Annotated in this window: 22 protein-coding genes and 1 tRNA gene; 6 read left to right on the top strand and 17 right to left on the bottom strand. The window is 66.3% G+C overall.

Features of this window, described 5'->3' with window-relative positions; genetic code table 11:
• Positions 1–34 precede the first annotated feature (34 nt).
• The 4 genes from QZX93_RS23485 to zapE all read right to left on the bottom strand — a co-directional run bounded on the left by QZX93_RS23485 (position 35) and on the right by zapE (position 4,014).
• The gene (locus QZX93_RS23485; protein WP_295384418.1) at positions 35–1,318 is read right to left on the bottom strand and encodes an NCS2 family permease; all 1,284 of its coding nucleotides are present in this window, start codon (positions 1,316–1,318) and stop codon (positions 35–37) included.
• Positions 1,319–1,325: 7 nt separating this feature from the next.
• Entirely contained in the window at positions 1,326–1,853 is a 528-nt protein-coding gene (locus tag QZX93_RS23480) for an adenine phosphoribosyltransferase (RefSeq protein WP_295384416.1), read from the bottom strand.
• Between the two features lie 19 nt (positions 1,854–1,872).
• Positions 1,873–2,763, bottom strand: coding sequence for an S-methyl-5'-thioadenosine phosphorylase (locus tag QZX93_RS23475; RefSeq protein ID WP_295384414.1), 891 nt, complete (start codon positions 2,761–2,763; stop codon positions 1,873–1,875).
• 153 nt (positions 2,764–2,916) lie between these two features.
• Positions 2,917–4,014, bottom strand: coding sequence for a cell division protein ZapE (gene zapE / locus QZX93_RS23470; protein WP_295384412.1), 1,098 nt, complete (start codon positions 4,012–4,014; stop codon positions 2,917–2,919).
• Between the two features lie 17 nt (positions 4,015–4,031).
• Between zapE and QZX93_RS23465 the strand changes: the two genes are divergently transcribed.
• The gene (locus QZX93_RS23465; protein WP_295384410.1) at positions 4,032–4,370 is read left to right on the top strand and encodes a hypothetical protein; all 339 of its coding nucleotides are present in this window, start codon (positions 4,032–4,034) and stop codon (positions 4,368–4,370) included.
• Positions 4,371–4,653: 283 nt separating this feature from the next.
• The gene (locus QZX93_RS23460; RefSeq protein ID WP_295384408.1) at positions 4,654–4,953 is read left to right on the top strand and encodes a hypothetical protein; all 300 of its coding nucleotides are present in this window, start codon (positions 4,654–4,656) and stop codon (positions 4,951–4,953) included.
• A 204-nt stretch (positions 4,954–5,157) separates the two neighbouring features.
• Here the strand turns inward: QZX93_RS23460 and panD are convergent, their stop codons facing one another.
• The 5 genes from panD to pcnB form a co-directional block, all read right to left on the bottom strand.
• Positions 5,158–5,538 (bottom strand): aspartate 1-decarboxylase, encoded by a 381-nt coding sequence (gene panD / locus QZX93_RS23455; protein ID WP_295384406.1) that lies wholly within the window; start codon positions 5,536–5,538, stop codon positions 5,158–5,160.
• Positions 5,539–5,695: 157 nt separating this feature from the next.
• Positions 5,696–6,550 (bottom strand): pantoate--beta-alanine ligase, encoded by an 855-nt coding sequence (gene panC, locus QZX93_RS23450; RefSeq protein ID WP_295384404.1) that lies wholly within the window; start codon positions 6,548–6,550, stop codon positions 5,696–5,698.
• Between the two features lie 24 nt (positions 6,551–6,574).
• Positions 6,575–7,378, bottom strand: coding sequence for a 3-methyl-2-oxobutanoate hydroxymethyltransferase (panB, locus tag QZX93_RS23445; RefSeq protein WP_295384402.1), 804 nt, complete (start codon positions 7,376–7,378; stop codon positions 6,575–6,577).
• 62 nt (positions 7,379–7,440) lie between these two features.
• Positions 7,441–7,983, bottom strand: coding sequence for a 2-amino-4-hydroxy-6-hydroxymethyldihydropteridine diphosphokinase (gene folK / locus QZX93_RS23440; RefSeq protein WP_295384400.1), 543 nt, complete (start codon positions 7,981–7,983; stop codon positions 7,441–7,443).
• A complete protein-coding gene (gene pcnB / locus QZX93_RS23435; RefSeq protein ID WP_295384398.1) occupies positions 7,970–9,331 on the bottom strand; it encodes a polynucleotide adenylyltransferase PcnB in 1,362 nt (453 codons plus the stop codon). Before pcnB ends, folK begins: the two co-directional genes overlap by 14 nt.
• Positions 9,332–9,457: 126 nt before the next feature.
• Between pcnB and QZX93_RS23430 the strand changes: the two genes are divergently transcribed.
• A tRNA-Glu gene (locus QZX93_RS23430) sits at positions 9,458–9,533 on the top strand.
• 155 nt (positions 9,534–9,688) lie between these two features.
• On the opposite strand, the gene QZX93_RS23425 is transcribed toward QZX93_RS23430, so the two are convergent.
• The 3 genes from QZX93_RS23425 to QZX93_RS23415 form a co-directional block, all read right to left on the bottom strand.
• On the bottom strand, positions 9,689–10,648 hold the full coding sequence (locus QZX93_RS23425; protein WP_295384396.1) for an alcohol dehydrogenase catalytic domain-containing protein: 960 nt from the start codon (positions 10,646–10,648) through the stop codon (positions 9,689–9,691).
• A 2-nt stretch (positions 10,649–10,650) separates the two neighbouring features.
• Positions 10,651–12,912 (bottom strand): phosphoenolpyruvate--protein phosphotransferase, encoded by a 2,262-nt coding sequence (gene ptsP, locus QZX93_RS23420; RefSeq protein ID WP_295384495.1) that lies wholly within the window; start codon positions 12,910–12,912, stop codon positions 10,651–10,653.
• 90 nt (positions 12,913–13,002) lie between these two features.
• Positions 13,003–13,542 carry an RNA pyrophosphohydrolase gene (locus tag QZX93_RS23415; protein WP_295384394.1) on the bottom strand — a complete coding sequence of 180 codons (540 nt, stop codon included), beginning with the start codon at positions 13,540–13,542 and terminating at the stop codon, positions 13,003–13,005.
• A 245-nt stretch (positions 13,543–13,787) separates the two neighbouring features.
• Between QZX93_RS23415 and QZX93_RS23410 the strand changes: the two genes are divergently transcribed.
• The gene (locus QZX93_RS23410; protein ID WP_295384392.1) at positions 13,788–14,444 is read left to right on the top strand and encodes an HAD family hydrolase; all 657 of its coding nucleotides are present in this window, start codon (positions 13,788–13,790) and stop codon (positions 14,442–14,444) included.
• A 295-nt stretch (positions 14,445–14,739) separates the two neighbouring features.
• Here the strand turns inward: QZX93_RS23410 and QZX93_RS23405 are convergent, their stop codons facing one another.
• The 5 genes from QZX93_RS23405 to QZX93_RS23385 all read right to left on the bottom strand — a co-directional run bounded on the left by QZX93_RS23405 (position 14,740) and on the right by QZX93_RS23385 (position 19,667).
• On the bottom strand, positions 14,740–15,696 hold the full coding sequence (locus QZX93_RS23405) for a serine hydrolase (RefSeq protein WP_295384390.1): 957 nt from the start codon (positions 15,694–15,696) through the stop codon (positions 14,740–14,742).
• A gap of 270 nt (positions 15,697–15,966) precedes the next feature.
• Positions 15,967–17,040, bottom strand: a complete 1,074-nt coding sequence (locus tag QZX93_RS23400) for a response regulator (protein WP_295384387.1) — start codon at positions 17,038–17,040, stop codon at positions 15,967–15,969.
• Complete coding sequence (locus QZX93_RS23395) at positions 17,040–18,314, bottom strand: glutamate-5-semialdehyde dehydrogenase (RefSeq protein ID WP_295384385.1); 1,275 nt, start codon at positions 18,312–18,314, stop codon at positions 17,040–17,042. The genes QZX93_RS23400 and QZX93_RS23395 overlap by 1 nt, the downstream gene beginning before the upstream one ends.
• Positions 18,315–18,440: 126 nt before the next feature.
• Positions 18,441–18,722, bottom strand: a complete 282-nt coding sequence (locus QZX93_RS23390) for a hypothetical protein (protein ID WP_295384383.1) — start codon at positions 18,720–18,722, stop codon at positions 18,441–18,443.
• Positions 18,723–18,881: 159 nt separating this feature from the next.
• Entirely contained in the window at positions 18,882–19,667 is a 786-nt protein-coding gene (locus tag QZX93_RS23385) for a class I SAM-dependent methyltransferase (protein ID WP_295384381.1), read from the bottom strand.
• 278 nt (positions 19,668–19,945) lie between these two features.
• On the opposite strand from QZX93_RS23385, the gene QZX93_RS23380 reads away from it, so the two are divergent.
• A complete protein-coding gene (locus QZX93_RS23380; protein ID WP_295384379.1) occupies positions 19,946–20,401 on the top strand; it encodes a hypothetical protein in 456 nt (151 codons plus the stop codon).
• Between the two features lie 30 nt (positions 20,402–20,431).
• Positions 20,432–21,016, top strand: a complete 585-nt coding sequence (locus QZX93_RS23375; RefSeq protein WP_295384377.1) for a hypothetical protein — start codon at positions 20,432–20,434, stop codon at positions 21,014–21,016.
• The last annotated feature ends 40 nt before the right edge of the window (positions 21,017–21,056 follow it).

Raw genomic sequence — 21,056 nt, 5'->3', positions numbered from 1 at the left:
TGGAAGCCTGTACCTCAAGGGTACGAAGGACACTTCACTGGATGGCAAACTTCACCGCCGAGGCCGCGGCGATCAGCCAGACCGCGCCGCCCACCTCGCGCGGGCGGCCGGCCAGGGTCTTCACCAGCGCATGGACGATGAAGCCGATACCGATGCCGGCGGCGATCGAAAAGGTGAAGGGCACTGCCAGCGCAGTGACCACCGCGGGCAGATAGTCGGTCAGTTCGTCCCAATTGAGCCCGCGCAGTGCTCCGGCCATCAGGCACGCAACGAAGACCAGTGCGGGGGCGGTCGCGAACTCGGGTAGTGACAGGGCCAGCGGGGCGAAAAATAGCGTCGCCAGGAATAGCACGCCCGTTACCACGGCAGTGAGGCCAGTGCGCCCGCCCGCTTGGATGCCGGCCGCGCTCTCGATATAGCCGCAGACGGTGGAGGTGCCGAGCGCCGCGCCGAGCATGGCGCCGCCCGAATCCGCGGTCAGCGCTTGGCGTAGGCGCGGCACCGTGCCATCCGGGCGCATCAGCCCGGCCCGATGCGTGACCGCGATCAGCGTGCCGGCATTGTCCAGCACGTCGATCAGGAAGAAGGTCAGCACGATGCTGATCAGGCCCAGGTTGAGCGCACCGGGGATGTCCATCTGGAACAAGGTCGGCATGAGCGAGGGCGGCGGTGCGATCACGCCGTGGAAGGTCGTCATCCCGAGTGGGATGCCGGCCGCGGCGGTGGCGAGAATCCCGATCAGGACCGCGGCGGCAATACCGCGCGCCGCCAGCGCCGCCATTGCCACGAAGCCGACGCAGGCCAGGAGGGTCGCGGGGTTGCCGAGATCGCCCAGTGTTACATAGGTGGCTGGGTTTGCGGCCACGACACCCATGTGCTCCAGCCCGATCAGCGCCAGAAAGAAGCCGATGCCGGCGCCAATACCCAGCTTGAGTGAGAGCGGAATGCTGTTGATCAGCCATTCGCGCAGGCGCAGGAGCGAGACGATCAGGAATAGCACACCGGACAGGAAGACCGCACCCAGCGCCACCTGCCAGGGAATATGCAGGCCGCCGACTACGACGAAGGCGAAATAGGCGTTCAGCCCCATGCCGGGCGCCAGCGCCAGCGGCAGGTTGGCGTATAGCCCCATCGCGATGGAGGCGAGCCCGGCGCCTAGGCAGGTCGCGACGAAGAGCGCCCCCTGGTCCATGCCGGTGCTGGCCAGGATGCTGGGATTGACCGCCACGATATAGACCATGGCGAGCCAAGTCGTGAGGCCCGCGAGTACCTCGGTGCGGACCGTGGTGCCGGCCTCGCGCAGGCCAAAGAGCGTCATCGCAACCTCAGTCGCCTTCGAACTCGCACAGCGAGAAGACCTTGTGGCCGTGCTTTTCCAGCCGCGCGCGGCCGCCCAGATCGGGGAGGTCGATGACAAAGCAGCACTCCACGATGGCGCCGCCCATGCCCTCGATCAGCTTGCAGGCCGCCTCGGCGGTGCCGCCGGTGGCGATCAGGTCATCGACCAGCAGCACCTGGTCGCCCTTGGAGACCGCATCGACATGCATCTCGATGCGGTCGGTGCCGTATTCCAGATCGTAGTCGTGGCCGACGGTCTCGGCCGGCAGCTTGCCCTTCTTGCGAATGGGCACAAAGCCCAGCCCCAATTGATAGGCCAGGGCCGCGCCCAGGATAAAGCCGCGCGCCTCAATGCCGGCCACCCGGTCGATCTTCTGGGCGGTATAGCGATTGACCAGCTCATTGATGGTGATGCGGAAGCCGACCGGGTCCTTGAGCAGGGTGGTGATGTCGCGAAACATCACGCCCGGTTTGGGGTAATGGGGGACGGTGCGAATACGGGACTTGATGGGCATGGGGTGCTTCCGGAAACAATTAACGGGGATTGAGCAGGCGACCGGCGACCGCATCCAGTTGTCGGACCAGCGCGGGATCGCGCGTCGCGGGCGGCGTAATCAATGCATGTTCGAGCGCGCTGCGGCAGCCGCAGGCGGGGGCATTGGCATCGCCATGCAGGCGCGGCGCGACCTTCTTTACCAGGCTGCGGGCGTTGTCTGCATTGCCCAGCAACACCTTGACGATGGCATCGACTGTAACGTCGTCATGGTTCGGGTGCCAGCAATCGAAATCGGTGACCATGGCCACGGTGGCGTAGCAGAGCTCGGCCTCGCGCGCCAACTTGGCCTCGGGCATGTTGGTCATGCCGATGACGTCGCAGTTCCAACTGCGATAGAGCTCGGACTCGGCCAGGCTGGAGAACTGCGGCCCTTCCATCACCAGATAGGTGCCGCCGCGCGCCACCTCGATCCCCGCCTCGCGCGCCGCCGCCTCCAGATGGTCGCCGAGCCGGTGGCAGACCGGGTGCGCCATCGACACATGGGCCACCAGACCCGTGCCGAAAAAGCTCTTGGTGCGGGCAAAGGTGCGGTCGATGAATTGGTCGACGATCACGAACATCCCGGGACGTAGGTGCTCGCGCAGCGACCCCACGGCGCTCACCGAGACCACGTCGGTGGCGCCGGCGCGCTTGAGTGCGTCGATGTTGGCGCGGAAGTTGATCTCGGAGGGGGGGATGCGGTGTCCACGGCCATGGCGCGGCAGGAACACCATCGGCTGCCCGTTGAGCTCGCCGCACAGCAGTTCGTCTGAGGGGCTGCCGAAGGGTGAGTCGACGCGCTCCCAGCGCTTGTTGGTGAGCCCCTCGATGTCGTAGACACCGCTGCCGCCGATGATGCCGAGCACCGGGGTGCTACCGTTGCCTGCCATTGAATGTTCTCCGAAAAGGTGTTTGCCAACAGGGCGGGGAGGGTACACTATTTCGCCGGTCACAGTCATCAAGGAGAGGTTGCCATCCCTGGTCTGGATTCCGGCGTCCCGGCCGGAATGACGATCAAGGCGGACGCGGTTCGGCGCTGCCGGTTATTCCGCTCCTGGGGCCGCCAGGTAGTCCTGGGACTGCATCTCGATCAGGCGACTGTGTACGCGCTCAAAGGGGAAGTCCACGAAGCCACCCGGGTAAAGTGCCGAGATCGGCGCCTCGGCGGCGATGACGAGCTTGATCCGCCGGTCGTAAAACTCGTCGATCAAGTGTACGAAACGCCTGGCCGCCGCCTCGTGCTGCGGCCGCAACACCGGCACCCCGGACAGCAGCACGGTGTGAAACAGGCGGGCGATTTCGATATAATCGGCGGCTGCGCGCGCTGTCCCACACAACGCCTGGAAGTCGAACCAGGCGACATCCGGACCCACCCGACGCGCCGGGAAGGTCCGTCCGTTGACGCTGAAGCCCTCATCCGCCCCCCCATGCCCGCCCGTCAGGTGTTCATAATGTTCGGCAAGCCGGGCCTCTCCGTCCTCGCCGACGAAGAATACCCCGGCTTGCGTGAGCGTGCGCAGTCGATAGTCGACCGCGCCGGCCAGCTCGAACACGTGTGTGTGTGCCTTCAGCAGGTCGATGGCGGGCAGAAACAATTGTCGCTGCAGGCCGTTGTGATAGAGTCGCTCGGGGCTTGTGTTGGAGGTCACGACCAGCGTCATGCCGCGCTTAAACAGCGCGCCGAGCAAGCGATGCAGGATCATGGCGTCGGCGATGTCGGTAACGACGAACTCGTCCAGACACAACACCCGCACGTCCTGTCGCCACTGACCGCCAATCACCTCCAGTGGGTCTGGTTGGCTGGGCAGCCGCGACATGGCGTCATGGACGCCACGCATGAAATGGTGAAAATGCAGTCGGCGCTTATCCGTGCCCGGCAGGGTGTCGCAGAACCAGTCCATCAGATAGGTCTTGCCGCGACCCACACCACCCCATAAATAGACCCCAGTGACTTGCGCAGGACGGCCGCGGCGCTCCCACAGCCGGCTCAACGAACCGCGCCGAGGTCCCCGCCCGGCGCCGTCGGCCAAGCGGACCCGCAGGTCATCAAACAACGCACGCGCCTCCTGTTGGACGCCGTCCAAGGCCGTGAAGTTGGCCGCGGCGGCAGGCACGGAAAAATGATCAGAACGAACAGACACCTTACGAATGACTCCCCATGTTTACCGCAATAGGCCGCGTCGACGGATACGAATCCTTCGCGACGATCAAAGAGATCAGCGCCGGCCGTTATAAGCTTACTGGTTATATCCGCGGTCAAGAGGCCTACGCCACGCTGTATCGGGTACGCGACGGGTCCTACAACATCACTGGCCACATCGCGGGCTTCGATTCCTATGGGACGGCGACCCGGGTCAACCCACAAGAATGGAGAGTCCAAGGCAATATCGGCGGACACAATATGGTCGCAACCGTTGCTGCCATATACCCTGGCCAATGGACCTTTCACGAGAAGACCGCCCAACACGAAGCCGAGGCAACGATTACAGACAGATGAGCGGCGGCGCGAGGACGCGTGCGGCCAGGTCTGTGAGATGGGGGCCATGACTTAAATCAATTTACCGACAAAAACGCGAATAGCCGCTGACGTGGCGCTGGGCGTCGCTCGTCTCGCCGCCACGGTGCCCGCGTCAGCCACGCCGCCGTGCCGGCCCCCGCTACCTAAAATTAAACATGGTTTAGTTGAGAGGCAAGCGAGTGACAAGCACGGCCCTTTCTAATACTGTATACGCTAACCTGCTTTGTCCCTTAGCGGTCACAAGCCCTTAGGAGTTCCTAGCGTGCTGAACAAAGTCAAGCGCTTCACTACCTCGCTGCTGCCGGTCGACGCCACCCGGCAGGGCGAGTGCAACCGTTGCGGCGCCTGCTGCAAGCTCCCTTACCCTTGTCCCTTCCTGCGTTTCGACGAGGAGGGCCTGAGCAGTTGCGCCGTCTACCATGTGCGTCCGCCCAGTTGCCGTAAATACCCGCGCACGGCCGCCGAGAATTTGACGCCGGAACAGTGTGGCTTCACCTTCCTCACCGAGGAAGAGATCGCCGCCGATCCGGCCGGGCTGAACCCGGCGACCAGCCCGCAATAGGGCCGGCAAGGCAACAAAAAACACCGCACCCAGGCAGCACCCGGGTGCGGTGTCCTTCAACATGAAAGTCGCGCCGGGAGCGCGGTCCAATTCTCCCACCCCCCCCTCGTGGTGGAGGGCGGGGTGGGGGAACGGTCAGGCGCCCGCCACTTTCATCTTGAGGGGTGGTGCGGGCGCGCTGCCCGTTAGCCTAAGTCCCTGTCTTCATGCCGCTTGCGCGGGAATCGACTCGCCGGTGCGGATGATGCGATTGCACTCGTCCAGATAGACCAGGCTGGGCTTGAAGACCCGCGCCTCGGCCTCGCTCATGCCGGCATAGGCACAGATGATGACCCGATCCCCGGGGGCGGCCTTGTGTGCCGCTGCCCCGTTGACCGAGATCACCCGCGACCCCAACTCGGCGCGGATGGCATAGGTGGTAAAACGCTCACCGTTGGTAACGTTGTAGATCTGGATCTGCTCGTATTCGCGGATCCCGGCACGCCGCAGCAGCTCCTCGTCGATGGCGCAGGAGCCCTCGTAGTCCACCTCGGCGTGGGTCACGCAGGCGCGGTGCAGCTTGCACTTCAGTAAGGTCAGTTGCATCAACTCGATCCTCTAAAAAGCCGCTCGGGCCTCATGGGCTCTCGGGTCTCGGTTAACCGCGAGTAAACCCGTATGATTTCAGTTGGGGGTCGATTCTAACGCATGAATTGCTGCGCTGCATCATTGTTCGTGCGGTGGCGTTCGGTGGCGGGTCCCCTCAGGTGCCCGGGCGCGTCACGCGCAGATTGTCGATCAGTCGCGTCCGGCCGAGATAGGCCGCTGCCAACACCACCAGTTCGGCGTCGCTTACGGCCGGCTCGGCCAGGTCCGCGGCCCGTCGGACGCTGACATAATCGGGTCTCAAGCCGGCTGCGGCAATGATTTCGGCCGCCTCCGACTCAATCTCCGGGGCCGGTCGTCCGGCCGCCAGCCCCCGGGCGGCCGCGGTCAGTGCCTGGTAGAGCGCCGGTGCCTGGGCCCGCTCGGCGGCCGAGAGATAGCCGTTGCGCGAGCTCATGGCCAGCCCGTCGGGCTCCCGCACGGTGGGGACACCGGCGATTTCCACCGGCAGGTTCAGATCGGCGACCAGGCGGCGGATGACCAGGAGTTGCTGGAAGTCCTTTTCACCGAAGAGCGCCAGGTCCGGCTGGACCATGTTGAATAGCTTGCACACCACGGTCGCCACCCCGATGAAATGCCCCGGGCGGCTGGCCCCGCACAGCAGGTCCGAGACCCCGGGGACCTCGACCCGGGTCTGCGCCTCCTGGCCCTGAGGATACATGGTCGCCACCGCGGGTGCGAACAGCAGGTCGCAGCCGGCCGCGGCCAGCAGCGTCCGATCGCGCTCCGGGGTGCGGGGGTAGGCCGCCAGGTCTTCGCTGGGGCCGAATTGCAGGGGGTTGACGAAGATGCTCGCGATGACCCGGCGGGCGCGCTGACCGGCCTCGCGCACCAGGGTGATGTGTCCCTCATGGAGGTTCCCCATGGTGGGGACGAAGGCGATGCGCTCCCCTGCCATGCGCCAGGCGCGGACCTGGGCCCGCAGGGTGTTGAGGTCTTCGACGATATCCATGCTGTTGCTCAATCGCTCAGTCGTTCAATAAGTCGTTTCGGCCGAACCGGGGAAAGTGCCGTCCCTGACCGCTGCCACATAGTCCGCCACGGCCTCCATGATCGAGCCGCGGCCTTGCATGAAGTCTCGGCTGAAGCGCGGCGGCCGTTTGGGGTTGAGACCCAGGATGTCGTAGAGGACCAGCACCTGGCCGTCGCACCCGGCCCCGGCGCCGATGCCGATCACCGGGATCGCGAGCGTCTGGCCGATCTCCTGGGCCAGGGCCGCCGGCACGCATTCGAGCACCAGCAGGCTGGCGCCGGCCGCCTGGATGGCCAGGGCGTCGCGTTTGATGGTCTGCGCGGAGTCCGCATCGCGCCCCTGAAAGCGGTAGCCGCCGATGAGGTTGACCGATTGGGGCAGCAGTCCCAGATGGCCGCACACCGGCACGCCCTGTTCGGTCAGGCACCGGATCGTCTCCACCACGTGGCCCCCGCCCTCCAGCTTGACCACCTGGGCGCCGCCCTCCTGCATCAACCGGGCGGCGTTCGCCAGCGCCCGCTCCGGGGTGGCACTGGCCAGGAAGGGCAGGTCGGCAATCAAGAGTGCGCGTTCGCGCCCGCGGGCTACGCAGGCGGTGTGGTAGGCCATCTGCTCGATGGTGACCGGCACCGTGGTCGCGTGTCCTTGCAGCACCATTCCGAGCGAGTCGCCTACCAGCATCGCCTCGACCCCGGCGGTATCGAGCAGCCGGGCGAAGCTGGCGTCGTAGCAGGTGAGACAGGAGATGCGCTCTCCCCGGGCCTTCATTGCCGCCAGGGTGGCGACTGAGATCGGCTTGGCGGACATGGGTGCTCCGAGGTGTGGGGTGTGGGGCTTGCGGATCGGCGCGCACGCGTCCGCGCGTCCCGCTAGCGCGAGGATAAGGCGCCCGGCGCGCCAGCGCCAGTTGACACGGGGCGAATCCAGTCGCGGTCGTCCAGGGCGGCGAGCAGCTCGGCGAGCGGCCCCTGGCCGGGGATCGGCAGGCCCCCTGGCGCAATCTCGGCCAGGGGTACCAGGACGAAGGCGCGCCGCCTCATCTCCGGATGGGGCAGGACGAGCCCCGGCAAGTGAATCTGTAAGTCACCGAAGAGCAGCAGGTCCAGGTCCAGGGTGCGGGGTCCCCAGCGGGTCCCGTCGCGCACCCGGCCATGGTCGCGCTCCAGCCCCTGCAAGGCGCCCAGCAAGGCGAGCGGCGCGAGCGTGGTGGCGAGCGCGACCACCGCGTTGACAAAATCCGGCTGTGCCACCGGCCCCACTGGGGCGGTGGCATAGAGCGAGGAGCGCGCGGCCAGGGTGCAGCCGGGGAGCCCCGCCAGTTCATCCATGGCGCGGGCGACCTGGGCGCGCGGGTCGTCAAGGTTGCTGCCGAGCCCGATATAGGCCAGCACCGGAGGCTCAGGCGCCGCCATCGGGTCCCTCGGCGAGCGCGCTCCCGGGGTCCGAGTCGGCCCCGATGCCGTTCCCGCGTCGCCGCCGGGGCCTCCGTCGCTTGGTGCCGCCCTCGGTCATGGCGGTGCGCTGCGTCCCGTCGGCCTCCTGGAAGCGCGTCCACCAGTCGGCGAGTTCCCGATCCGCCTCGCCGGCCTCTGCCCGCAGCATCAGAAAGTCATAGGCGGCACGGAAGCGGGGGTGGCCGATCAGGCGGGCCGGGCGCTTGCCGTCGCGCTGGAGCAGGCGCGGCTGGAGCGACCAGATCTCGCGCATCGGCAGTGAGAAGCGCTTGGGGATGGCGACCAGGGGTTGTTGGCGCGTACACACCTCGCTACCCGCCCGCTCGATCGCGTCCAACTCCTCGACCCCCTTGGCCAGGAGTCGTTCGTAGCGTCGGCGCACCGGTTCCCACAGCAGGACCGCATACAGGAAGAAGGGCGCCACCGGTTTGTTGGCCAGGACGCGCCGGTCGGTGTTTTCCAGTCCGCGACTGACGAAGGTGACCGGAAAGGACTCCTCCTCCAGCGCCAGGGCGGCATCGGTGTCCGGGAACAGGTGGCCGAAGAGTCCGTAGTGGCGCAGCTTCTCGAAGGTGTCGCGCCCGTAGCCCCCGTGGAACATCTTGATCAGCTCGTCGAACAGCCGGGCGGAGGCGATGTCGCCGAGCAGCGGCCCCAGCGTGAACAGGGGCTCCTCGGTCCCTTGCTCGACCTTGAACCCGAGTTTGCAGGCAAAACGCACCGCCCGCAGCATCCGCACCGGGTCCTCCCGATAGCGCTGCTCGGGGTGGCCGATCAGGCGCAGTTGCCCGAGGCGCAGGTCCTCCAGCCCGCCGGCGTAGTCGACCAGCGAGAAGTTGCTGATGTCGTAGTAGAGCGCGTTGATCGTGAAGTCACGTCGCAGGGCGTCCTCCGCGATGCTCCCGTAGGAGTTGTCGCGCACGATCATGCCGTTCTCGACCTGGCGATCCGCGTCGTCGTCGTCCGCCCCGGTCCCGCGAAAGGTCGCTACCTCAATGATCTCCTGGCCGAAGTGGACATGGGCCAGGCGAAAGCGACGGCCGATCAGGCGACAGTTGCGGAAGACCTGGCGGACCTCCTCCGGGGTGGCGTCGGTGGCCACGTCGAAGTCCTTGGGCTCATGGCCGAGCAGGAGGTCGCGCACCCCGCCGCCCACCAGATGGGCCGCGAAGCCCTCCTGTTTCAGCTTGTAGAGGACCTTGAGTGCATACTCGCTGATGTTGGCGCGCGAGATGCTGTGCCCGGCGCGGGGCACGACCAGCGGGACTGCCGCGCTGTGCGGTGCCTTGGGGTAGGTTTCCTGCATCACGTGATCGAGGGGTTCCTTGAGGGCTTGGACAGTGCCCGGTGGCTGTCGGGAGCGTAATAGTGTAACCGTCGCTTGTGGTGCGGCGCAGTCTCCGTATAATACCTGCTTCGCTTGAAGCGTACCGCTCCCTTCGTCTAGTGGTCTAGGACACCGGCCTCTCACGTCGGTAACAGGGGTTCAAAACCCCTAGGGAGCGCCAAAATCAGGTGGTTACCTTGTGGCTGCCAAAAATGCACGAAACTTTTACGGATATCTGGTAAGAGTTCGTGCTTTTTTTTGCCCTTCATCTGGTCCAAGCCTGAAAGAGCCAGCGTCCGTGGTATGCGGGTAGCCCGCAAACCAAACCCTCCGGATTCAGCGTGGCGGCGAGCTCATTAACACCTTCAGGACGCCCCGCTCCCGGCTGCGGCGAAAGGCGGCGAGCCCGTCGGCGAGCGGGTAGATGGCGTCGATCAAGTAACCCAAGTCGAATGTCCCGCCGGCCAGCAGGCGCAATGCCTGCTCGAATGGCCCGCAGCGCGAGCCCAGGAGCCGCACCTCGTCCACCACGAGCGCGCTCACATCGACTGCCAGGGTCCCGCGATAGGTGCTCTTGAGTACGATGGTCCCGCGCGGGCGGACCGCCCGGCGGGCGAGCGCGAAGCCGGCACCGGAGCCGGTGCATTCGATGACCACGTCGAAGCCGGCCGGGGCGCCCGGGGGTGCGGTGAGGGTGGTGAGGCCGAGCCGCGCCAGGGGCGCGAGCTTGGCTGGGTGGCGGCCCAGGACGCTCAACCGGCAGCCGGTCGGCACCAGGGATTGGGCGATCAGTTGGCCGAGCTTGCCGTCGCCCACCACGAGCACTAAGTCCTCGGGGCCAAAGTCAATCTGCTCCTGGATCTCCAGTGCGGCGGCCAGTGGTTCGGTGAAGACCGCCTGTTCGAGGGCAACGCCGGCCGGGACCCGGTGTAGGTTGGCGACGGGGACGGCCAACCGTTCGGCGAAGGCGCCGGGGCGGCCGTGGATGCCGATGGCCTGACGGTGGGTGCAATGCTTTGCCAGCCCCCGCCCACAGAGCGCGCAGTGCCCGCAGGGAATATTGATCTCGGCGACGACGGTGCATCCGAGCAACTCCGGCGGTCCCGCCTCCACCACGGCGACAAACTCGTGACCGGGTACGCCGGTGAATGGATAGAGTCCGTCGACCAGTTGGTGATCGGTGCTGCAAATGCCGCGCAACAGGGGTCGGACCAGCGCCTCGTCCGGACCCGCGACGGGCTCCGGGAGGTCGCGCCTCAGGGTGAGTGCCCGATCGGCCAGCCACAGCCCCAGCATCGCTAGGGCTCCGGCCGCACCAGTCCCTTCAGGCCCAGCGCCTCCAGGGTGTCGACCAGCAGTCGGCGCACGGCAGCGGCGTCTTCGCATTGCAGGGCGGCCTTGAGGACCTCGCGGGCGCGCGCCCGGCTGATGCTGCGGATGACCCGCTTGACCCGCGGCAGGCTGTGCGCACCCATGCTCAGGCTATGCACACCCATGCCCACCAGCAGGATCGCGGCCAGCGGGTCGCCGGCCATCTCGCCGCACACGGTGACCTCCCGGCCATGCACCCGCGCCCCCACCAGGGTCTGGCTCAAGGCGCGCAGCACCGCCGGGTGCAGTTCGTCATAGAGCTTGGCCACGTGTGAATTGTTGCGGTCGACCGCCAGCAGGTACTGGGTGAGGTCGTTGGTGCCGATGGACATGAAGTCGACCCGGCGCGCCAGGGCCTCGGCCTGATAGACCGCCGCCGGCACCTCGATCATGACCCCGGTGGGCGGCATCCGCACCTGGTAGCCATCCTCCAGCAGTTCATCGTGGGCGCGTCGCAACAGGATCAAGGCCTCGTCCAGCTCGGTCACTGTACTGACCATGGGGAACAGGATCTTGAGATTGTCGAGCCCGACCGAGGCCCGCAGGATGGCGCGCACCTGAGTCAGGAAGATCTCCGGATGGTCGAGCGTGATGCGGATGCCGCGCCAACCGAGGAAGGGGTTGGCCTCATGCATCGGGAAATAGGGCAGTGGTTTGTCGCCGCCGATGTCGAGCGTACGGATGGTGACCGGGCGCGGTGCGAACATCTCCAGCACCTTGCGGTAATTGGCCATCTGCGCCACCTCCCCGGGGAAGCTGTCGCGCACCATGAAGGGCAGTTCGGTGCGGTAGAGCCCCACCCCGGCGCACTCATCCAGTCCCAAGGGCCGGTTCTCCGAGACCAGGCCGGTGTTGAGGAAGAGCGGCACCTCAAAGCCGTCGGTGGTCTCCGCCGGCAAGTGGCGCAGGGCCTTGAGTTCATTGCTCATGGCCCGGTCGTGTTCGGCCATGCGCTGGTATTCCATCCGCACCGCCGGGGCCGGGGAGACATAGACCCGACCGCGGTAGCCGTCCACCACCATGTCACGGCCCTCGGCCCGTCCGACCGGCAGGTCGGCGACCCCCATGGCCGCCGGCACCCCCATGCCGCGCGCCAGGATGGCGACGTGAGAGGACCCGGAGCCGCCGGTGGAGACCACCCCGGCCAGCCGCTCCCGCGGGACCTCGGCGATCTGCATGGCCGAGATCTCCGTCCCCACCAGGATGGTCTTCGGCGGATACGCGATGGGCGCGTCGGCGAGGTTTTGCAGGTGGACCAGGATGCAGCGTCCCAGATCGCGCACGTCGGAGGCGCGCTCGCGCAGATAGGCGTCCTCCATCTCGTCGAAGACCCGGGCATGATCGGCGATGGTCGTGCGCAGTGCCCCCGGCGCCCAGTTGCCGGCGCGGATGTGCCCGAGCGTGCCGTCGACCAGGGTGTCGCTCTCCAGCATCAGGCGCCAGGCGTCGAAGATCGCCATATCCTCGGCGTTCAGATTGGTCTGGGTGCGTGCGGCCAGGCGGTCCAGGTCGGCGGCCACATCGCGCAGTGCGCCGCGAAAGGCGTCCTCTTCCGCCTGCGGGTTGTCGACGCGCCGGTCGGGGATGGCGTCCAGGTCCGCCGGCGGATAGACCACCACCGCGGTGCCGATCCCGATCCCGGGGGAGGCGGCCAGCCCGGGCAGGAAGCGCTGGGGGATGCCCTCGTCCTGGAGCCGCGCCAGTTCGCCGTTGGTGCGTGCATAGGTGATGGCGCCGGCGAGTTGCGAGGCCAGTGTCGCGACAAAGGTGACCTCGTCCTCCTGATATTGCCGCTGTTCCAGTTGGCGCAGCACCAGCACCCCGAGCACCTTGCGGTTCTGGATGATGGGCACCCCGAGGAAACCGTGGTAGCAGTCCTCGCCGCTGTCGGTGATCCGCAGATAGCGCGGGTGGGCACAGGCATCGTCCAGATTGATGGGCTCGGCCCGCTCGCTCACCAGCCCCGCCAGGCCGCGCCCCAGCTCGATGCGTACCCGCCCCACCGCCGCCTGGCTCAGGCCGTCGGTGGCCTGGAGGACATGGCGGCGGTTGTCATAGTCGTTGAGATAGACCGAGCAGACGTCTGCCTTCACTACCTCCTTCACCCGCCGCACGATGATCGCCAGGGCCTGTTCCAGGTCGGGGGCGTTGTCGACCTCTTGGACGATGCGACGCAGTGATTCAAGCATGCCGGGCATGGGCGATGGGACCTTTGCAGCGGGTGACTGGGGACGGGGATCGGCGGGGCTTAGGTGTGGGGGCGGTGTTGACCCACGGCATCAGCGGCGCCGCTGGCGCAGGAAACCGGCGGCGCGGGCCAGGGCCTCGCTACGCTCCGGGGTTCCTTCCGGGTACAGCAGGGGTGCGAGTTCCTCCAGCGCCAGCTCATAGACGCGGCGCTTGAAGTAGACCACCTCGTGCAGGGGCTGCCAGTAACGCACCCAACGCCAGGCATCGAACTCGGGTTTTTCGGTCTTGTCGAGACAAAAGGCGTCCTCGGTGCAGTCGACCCGCAGCAGGAACCACACCTGCTTCTGGCCGATGCAGGTGGGACCGCAGTGGCGGCGGATGAAGCGTCTGGGCAGGTGGTAGCGCAGCCAGCCCTGGGTCGAGCCCAGGATGGTCACGTGGTGAGGTTGCAGTCCGACCTCCTCCTCCAGTTCACGGTACATAGCCTGCGCCGGGGTCTCATCATGGTTGATGCCCCCTTGCGGAAACTGCCAGGCATTCTGACCGATGCGTCTGCCCCAGAACAGGCGGCGCTCCTCGTTGCTCAGAATGATGCCCACATTGGGGCGGAAACCATCGTGGTCGATCAAGGCACCACACTCGGGCGCGTCTACATGCCCCCATTCTTCCACAAGCGGCTTGCAACCGGCAAGGAAAGGATTGCATAAGCAATTGCCGTTGAACGGCTTTCCTGATGGCTCCCGGGACCTTGCGCGGGATGAGCGGCATCGCGAGCCGCGGCCCGCGCGCGGCTGCCCCGATCTGAGGCACAATGCACCCGACCCCGGCAACCCCGTCCCCGCCCGGGCGCGACGGCGAAAGGAGGAATCAGACCATGGCCTTAGCGATTTTTGACCTCGACAACACCCTGATCGCAGGGGATTCAGATCACCTCTGGGGGGCCTTTTTGGTCGCCCAAGGACTGGTGGATGGGGCGGTATACGCCCGCGCCAACGATCGCTTTTATCAGGACTACCGCGACGGTACCCTGGATATCGACGCCTTCCTGCGCTTTGCCCTGAGTCCGTTGCGGGAGCACCCGCGCGACCTGCTCGAGGCCCTGCGCGAGCGCTTTGTCGACGAGGTCATTGCGCCGCTGATGCTGCCCGCCGCCCGCGACCTGATCGCCACGCACCGCGCCACCGGGGATACCCTGCTGATCGTCACCGCCACCAACACCTTCGTCGGTACACCGATTGCCGAGCGCTTCGGCATCGCCCACCTGATCGCCACCGTGCCGGAGCAGGTGGACGGCCGCTACACCGGCGCGGTTGCGGGTATCCCGGCCTTCCGCGAGGGTAAGGTGCGGCGTCTGGAGGACTGGATCGAGGCCCACGGCGAGACCCTGGCCGGCAGCACCTTCTACAGCGATTCACATAACGACCTGCCCTTGCTCGGCCGCGTGGACCGCCCGGTGGCCGTGGACCCGGACCCCCAGTTGCGTGCGGCGGCGCTGGCCCGCGGCTGGCCGATCCTGTCTTTGCGGGGGTGAGTGGGGCATCGCGGCCTGGGGGGCGCTCCTGCGACCGGTTGCCCGCGAGGCCGCACCCGGATTCCGCTAGCGCTCCATCCGGGCTACGCCGGGCACGTTTCGAGTACCTTCACAATCTGCTGGAGCGGTGTCACGCGCGTATAAATCTTCCTTGGCGCCTTGGCGCCTTGGCGTCTTGGCGTGAGCCCATTCCGGCTTCAGGTTGACCGCAGCGTCGCCGCCGGGGCGGCCGCCGTCACGCCAACCGCCGTCACGCCAACCGCCGTCACGCCAACCGCCGTCACGCCAACCGCCGTCACGCCAACCGATAGCGACTCTTCATATCCAGATACACGAGGTTGGACACGGCGCGGATGGCGTTGCTGCGCCGGGTGATCCAGGTGCGGTAGTTGCTGGCGCTGGTGGGCCGCTCGATGATGCCGACGAAGATATAGGGTGCGCGCCGGCCGTAGTAGCTCGGTGCATCGATAATGCCCATGTCGCCGCACAGCTGGGAGGTCGAGCCGGTCTTGTCATAGACCCGTACCCCGGGCGGCATGGCATCCACCCCCTGGCAGATACGGTCGCGATTAGGCAGGGACATGAGCGCCTTCAGTTCGCTGCTGTAGGGCAGGCGGTCCTGCCAGAGCGAGATGAGGAAGCGGGTGTAGTCGCTGGCCGAGGCGAGGTTGTTAAAGGTCCGGCCGTTGGCGGGGATCCGCTCGACCACGCGCGTTTGTTGAAAGACCGCCGGGGCATTGCTCCTCAGCACGGTCTCCACGTCGCGGGGCCCGCGCCCGGACTGGTGGAGGCTCACCAGGTCCATGAGTTTGTTGGTGGCCAGGTTATTGCTGTGTTGGATCGAGCGCTCCATGGTCTCGCGTACGTCCTCCGTGTAGCGGACCCGCCCGCGCGAGCTCTTGACTTCAAAGAAATAGGCCTGGGCGACGAAGGGTTTGATCATGCTCGCCGCCTGGCGCGGGGCGTCCGCGTTGATCGACACCAGTTGCTTGCCCGCGTTGAAGTCGTAGACCGACCAGGCCGTGCGCTCGCCCGGCGCGAGCAGGTCCTCGGCCTGCATGAGCCGCAACAGTTCAAGAACCTGACGCTGCAGCCCGGAACTGGCGACGTAGTCGGCGCGGGCGAAGCTCGGCGCCCCGCAGAGCAGACCGGCGGAGGTGGCGGCGAGTGCCTCAAGGAACCGCCGTCGCGTGAGGAAGACCTGATGGTTGAACAAGTCCGGCTGGTCGCTATCGTGCGTTGGTTCGTACATCCTCGATTCCCCCTCTCCGAAATGGATAATGGTGCCGCCGCGGGCGCCCGCCGGTAGCGGTGTCCGCGGCAGCGGTTCGGCGGTCTGAGCGGGAAGTACCTGTGGGGTCTGCGACGGTCAACGCGCTCGACGGCGGCAATCGGTGAAAAGAATAGGCGCCCGTGCCGCGGATGGCAAGGGGCGCGGCAGGTCAAACATCCCACTAAGTCAGCGGGATCCGGCGTCTATCTGAAGTCACGCCGCAGCCGGCGGCGTGACCGTCGCGGGTGTTCAGCGGGGCAGATAAAAGACCACGGCCACGATCAGTCCACCGATCAGTACGGTCCCCGCGATGGCGACGTAGATCCCCGTCAGGCGGCCGCGGAGCTCCTTCATCATCTGGTCAGCAATCTCTTGGGCGCGTGTGAGTGCCCCCGCGGCGGCCGCGCTCGTCTCACGCTTGGCGACCTCGGCGACCTCGGCGAATTCGCGGGTCTTGGTCGACATGAGGCTGTCGAGTGCCGTCAGCCGCTCCTCGTCGCGTTGTGCCGCAGTCGTTCCCTCGGCGGAGAAGTCACGCAGGCATTGATTGACCAGGGCCATGATCTGGTCGCGCTCAGTCTCAAGCCCGATCCGCACCTTTTCAGACACGGTCTCCCCGATCAGTTGACCGATGGACGCCTGGCACTGCGTGGCGATGGCCTCGGTGTATGCCCGCTTCGCCGCCGGGCGCTCCGCGGCCAGGCGTGACTCGATCAGCTCCCGGGTCTCCGCCGCTTGCAACTCGGTTTGCGACTGGATGAGTTTGCGGGTGGTCGCCAGCAGGCGCTCGCTGAGGTTGCGCTCCAGCTCCTGCATCAGCGGCTCGATCATGCCGGTCATACAGGCATCGATGCGCTTCTCGATCAGTTGGACCAGTTCCGGATCCAGGGACAGGGGCCGCTGCGGCACGCTCTTGGGGGCGGCTGGCAGGGCGGTTGGTATGGTTGCGGCGGCTTGATCCAGACGGCTTTGCAGGCTACTCAGGAGGTCGGGGAGTCGCTCTGCCGCCATCGACTTGGGCAGTACGCTGGCCGCGCCGCGGCGGCGGGCGTCAGCCACAAAGTCCGGGTCCTCATGGGATGTACACATCACTACCGGGATCGGCGCCGTCCGGGGGTCCGTGCGGATGACCTCGAGGGCCTCGAAGCCGTTGAGCCCGGGCATCATGTGATCCATCAGGATGGCGTCCGGTAGCTGGCCCTTGAGTATCTGGAAGGCGGCCTCCGCGGATTCCGCGATCTCGACCTCAGCGCCCAGGCGCTGCAGCGCAAGCCGCAAGGCATAGCGAGCGGACTTTGAATCGTCGACCAATAGGATCTTCATCAACCGCGGACCTCCCCGTTTCCTAATACCACGAATTTAAGCGAAGTCAGCCCTTCCAGCCCCACCGGGCCGCGGGCGTGGAACTTGTCCGTGCTGATGCCGATCTCGGCGCCCAGGCCGTACTCGAAACCATCGGCGAAGCGGGTGCTGGCGTTGACCATGACTGAACTGGAGTCGACCTCGCGCAGGAAGCGGCGGGCCCGGCCATAGTCTTGGGTGACGATGGCATCGGTATGGGCGGAGCCGTGGCGGGCGATGTGGTCCATCGCGGCGTCGAGACCGTCCACGACGCGGATGGCCAGAATGGGGGCCAGATATTCGGTGTCCCAATCCTCCGCGCTCGCGGGTTGCGCATAAGGAACCGATTCGAGCGTGCGGGGGCATCCGCGCAGTTCCACCCCCGCAGCGACCAGGGCGGCGGCGATCGGCGGCAGGATGGTCGCGGCCACCGGGGCGTCCACCAGTAGGGTTTCCAGGGTGTTGCAGGTGCCGTAGCGCTGGGTCTTGGCGTTCACAACGATGCACAGGGCCATCTCCGGGTCCGCGGCGGCATCGATATAGACATGACAGATGCCGTCCAGGTGCTTGATCACCGGCACCCGCGCCTCCCGGCTGATCCGCTCAATCAACCCCTTGCCGCCGCGCGGGATGATGACATCGATAAATTGCGGCATGGCGATCATGGCCCCCACCGCGGCGCGGTCGGCGGTGGCGACCACTTGCACCCCATCCGCCGGCAGGCCGGCCTGTGTGAGGCCGGCCTGGATACAGGCGGCGATTGCCTGGTTGGAGGCCAGGGACTCGGAGCCGCCGCGCAGCACGGCGGCATTGCCTGACTTCAGACAGAGCCCGGCGGCGTCCGCGGTGACGTTGGGGCGCGACTCGTAGATGATGCCGACGACCCCCAGCGGTACGCGCATCCGTCCGACCTGGATGCCGGAGGGCCGGTAGTTGAGGTCGGTGATGGCGCCGATGGGGTCCGGCAGGGCGGCGATCTGGCGCAGTCCTGCGACCATTGAGTCGACGCGCCCGGGCGTGAGTTCCAATCGGTCCAGCATGGCCGCATCCAGGCCCTGGGCGGCCCCGGCCTGGAGGTCGGCGCGGTTGGCCTCCTGGATGGCCGCGCGATCCGCGTCGATGCGCTGCGCGATGGCAAGCAAGGCCGCGTCCTTGTCACGGGTGGGAGCGCGGGCCAGGGCGCGCGAGGCGGTGCGCGCGCGCTGCCCGAGGTCGTCAAGGTAGGCGGCGACATCGGTGATCGGGGTCTGGGTCATGGTCCTGTCCGAGTCTGCAATGGAGGCGCGCAGGGTTGCCCGCAAGCGACCCGCACCTCGCGGAGTCTGGCGCCGAATCATAGCAGTTTATCGGTGGTTGGCGCTCCTGCGCGTTGCCCGGTCCCGTCAGTCGTCGTCCTTGTCTCCTTTCTCGTCCGGGCTCTGGTGAAAGGGCGTGAGCCTGGCCGTATCGAGGATCCGCAGGCCCTTGGTCGTCACCAGGCCGATCTCGTGCGGCCGGTGGCAGCGCTGACACAGCGCCGGGCGGCTGCCGAGCAACGGGGTGTGGCAGGCGACGCAGTCGGTCGCGAGCGCAGCGTGGGCCTCGATCGGGTGGCCGGGGGCGATCGTCAGGTGCGGATAGAGCACCGCGACGGCCAGCAGGACCAGCAGATTGGCGGCGACCACAACGAGAGCAGGATCAGCAGGGTGCCGGGGATGCCCAGATACCGTCCGATCCAGGCCAACCCCAACAGGTGCAGTAAGGCGTCGACGATCAGGGTCGCCAGCACCAAGGCCCCGAAACGGGCGAGGAACGGCAGGACCTGGGCGAGGATCGCAAGCGCATCAGGATTTTACGAACACCCGGTAATAATACTGTGACTCTGCTATCTTCAGGTTATTGCGATCGAATGCTGGCCGCTCACGGCGCAGTCGGTTGTTGATAAAGGGCAGCGGGGTGTAATGCTTGGCGCAGCCGGTATCCATAAAGCTGAAATCGGCATGGTCGATCACAAATAATCCGCCCGGTTTGAGCTTCTTATGCAGGATCGCGATTTCCGCTGCAAACTGCTCAAACAGGAATCCTTGAGCAGTCGAGTTTTCAGGGTTGGTGCGGTTTTCCGTTCTTTGGAAAACGGCCATACTAAATATCGCATCGAAATTCTCGGCCGCCGCGAGGGCTTGCGATTGGCGTTGCAGGAAAGAAAAGCGCTGTTCCTTATAGTTTTTTCGGCATTGTCTTAGGCTCCAGTCATTAATGTCGACACCGACGATCGCGGCGTTGGGAAAGTAATGTCCCAGGGTGGCGACCTCCTCGCCTGTCGAGCAGCCAAAAGACAGTAGCCGGGCGGGGGGCGCGATGGATGATAAATACTCGGCGCAGGCCTTAAAGACCAATGGGTAACGGTTGGCGGAGGTATAGGTCGATCGCTGATGAGAACGATTGCGAAAGCGCAGCCTGGTCAAGGTCTCGGCGCGGAAGCGACGGTTTGAGAGGACGTCGATGCCAATCCGGCATTGTCTGAAGAAGCGGTATAGCAGTCGCCCCCCGAGAAATTTGGAATGCTTTAGGTCTTTTATTGCCTCGCGCACCGACATGATGTTTTTTGAGATCGAAGATCTAAAGTTCATTCGTATCGTCCGGCTGCTGCCTGCGAATAGCGTTCGCGCTCGCGTCATCGCGCGCCAAAAACGTCAACCGCTGCCCCTTGGGCCAGTCGCCGATTCTAGCCATGCCGGAGGGCGGGCGGCAAGCGAACCCAAGGCACTGCGATCATGGGAGGGTGGCGGCGGGACAGGAAAATGGTTCCGGCGTCGGTTGAAAAGGGCGCCGCGGTTCCAGATGTACCCCGCACGGATCGTCCTTGGTACGTCAGCCAGTGCCGCAACCCATTCGGAGACTCCAGCCCTTGGACACGATGATAGACACGACTGAGCGGCCGGCCGGGCTGCTGTTTGGGCCGGGTCCGGCCGGGGCCTGGGACGACGAGCGGGTCTCCGGGCCGCGGGTGCTGCGCGGGTCGGACGGGACCTGGCGGATGTGGTACTACGGCCGCGACACCCAATTCGATCGGGAGATCAACCTGCCGACCGGGCGTTGCGGCCTGGCGCAGTCCGCCGACGGTCTGACCTGGCAGCGGGTGCCGGGGCCCCTGACGCGCGGTGCCGTGTTCGAGGCCCACCCCGACCCGGCGCGCTTCGACTCCGCCCATGTCGGTCTGAGCGACGTGCAGCGGGAGGAGGATGGTCTCTACCGGATGTGGTATTTCGGCGGCGACCACAGTCGCCAGCAGTTCGGACAGTTTGCGGTCAAGGGGCTGAACCTGCGCCCCGGCTGCGCCACCTCGCCCGACGGTCTGCACTAGTCGCGCGTCGACGGCCCCTATCGGGGCGCCGTGCTGGACCTGGGTACACCCGGTGAGCCGGACGCCGCGGTGTGCGCCTGGCCCCAGGTGGTGCGGTGTCGCGATGGGGTCTGGCGCCTCTATTACCACAGCCTGGACCCGGCCCGGATGGTCTTCGTCGTCTGCCTGGCCGAGTCGGCGGACGGTCTCACCTGGTCTAAGCGGGGCGAGATACTGGGGGCCGGCGCGCCCGGCGCCTTCGATGCCGGCGGCGTCGGCACGCGACACGTCATCGAGCACGAGGGCCATTACCTGATGTTCTATGAGGGTGTGGGCCGCGACGGTTACCGCTCGATCGGGCTGGCGACCTCTGCGGACGCCGTCCATTGGGACCGGCAACCCGGAGCGGAGGCCGACGGGTCGGTCTTTGCCCACGCCCCGCGCGGCTCGGGCCGTTGGGATGCCTTCGCGGTCGGCACGCCCTGTATCGTGCCGCTGCCGGACGGCGCGTTTCGCCTCTACTATGTCGGGTCGAACGAGACCCCGGGTGGATTTGCCGACGAGATGGCCATGCGCCACCAGATCGGACTGGCACTGAGCGACGGACCCGATTACACGGTTTGGCGGCGCTGGTAGCGGCCGGCGAGGCCGTTTTTCTATGCTTTGTATCGGTCGC

Origin of the sequence: uncultured Thiodictyon sp. (assembly GCF_903946935.1) — a bacterium.
Lineage (GTDB): Bacteria > Pseudomonadota > Gammaproteobacteria > Chromatiales > Chromatiaceae > Thiodictyon.
Note: the sequence above shows the minus strand (reverse complement) of the source record. Positions and strands in the feature narration are given on the sequence as shown.

Bases quoted from the DNA above. Each gene is read 5' to 3' on its own strand.
- panC (WP_295384404.1), bottom strand. From the start codon at position 6,550: ATGGATATCGTCGAAGACCTCAACACCCTGCGGGCCCAGGTCCGCGCC.
- QZX93_RS23395 (WP_295384385.1), bottom strand. From the start codon at position 18,314: ATGACCCAGACCCCGATCACCGATGTCGCCGCCTACCTTGACGACCTC.
- panD (WP_295384406.1), bottom strand. From the start codon at position 5,538: ATGCAACTGACCTTACTGAAGTGCAAGCTGCACCGCGCCTGCGTGACC.
- panB (WP_295384402.1), bottom strand. From the start codon at position 7,378: ATGTCCGCCAAGCCGATCTCAGTCGCCACCCTGGCGGCAATGAAGGCC.
- QZX93_RS23405 (WP_295384390.1), bottom strand. From the start codon at position 15,696: ATGTACGAACCAACGCACGATAGCGACCAGCCGGACTTGTTCAACCAT.
- pcnB (WP_295384398.1), bottom strand. From the start codon at position 9,331: ATGCAGGAAACCTACCCCAAGGCACCGCACAGCGCGGCAGTCCCGCTG.
- QZX93_RS23400 (WP_295384387.1), bottom strand. From the start codon at position 17,040: ATGAAGATCCTATTGGTCGACGATTCAAAGTCCGCTCGCTATGCCTTG.
- QZX93_RS23465 (WP_295384410.1), top strand. From the start codon at position 4,032: ATGTTTACCGCAATAGGCCGCGTCGACGGATACGAATCCTTCGCGACG.
- QZX93_RS23410 (WP_295384392.1), top strand. From the start codon at position 13,788: ATGGCCTTAGCGATTTTTGACCTCGACAACACCCTGATCGCAGGGGAT.
- QZX93_RS23425 (WP_295384396.1), bottom strand. From the start codon at position 10,648: ATGCTGGGGCTGTGGCTGGCCGATCGGGCACTCACCCTGAGGCGCGAC.
- QZX93_RS23475 (WP_295384414.1), bottom strand. From the start codon at position 2,763: ATGGCAGGCAACGGTAGCACCCCGGTGCTCGGCATCATCGGCGGCAGC.
- QZX93_RS23480 (WP_295384416.1), bottom strand. From the start codon at position 1,853: ATGCCCATCAAGTCCCGTATTCGCACCGTCCCCCATTACCCCAAACCG.
- ptsP (WP_295384495.1), bottom strand. From the start codon at position 12,912: ATGCTTGAATCACTGCGTCGCATCGTCCAAGAGGTCGACAACGCCCCC.
- QZX93_RS23385 (WP_295384381.1), bottom strand. From the start codon at position 19,667: ATGAACTTTAGATCTTCGATCTCAAAAAACATCATGTCGGTGCGCGAG.
- folK (WP_295384400.1), bottom strand. From the start codon at position 7,983: ATGGCGGCGCCTGAGCCTCCGGTGCTGGCCTATATCGGGCTCGGCAGC.
- QZX93_RS23485 (WP_295384418.1), bottom strand. From the start codon at position 1,318: ATGACGCTCTTTGGCCTGCGCGAGGCCGGCACCACGGTCCGCACCGAG.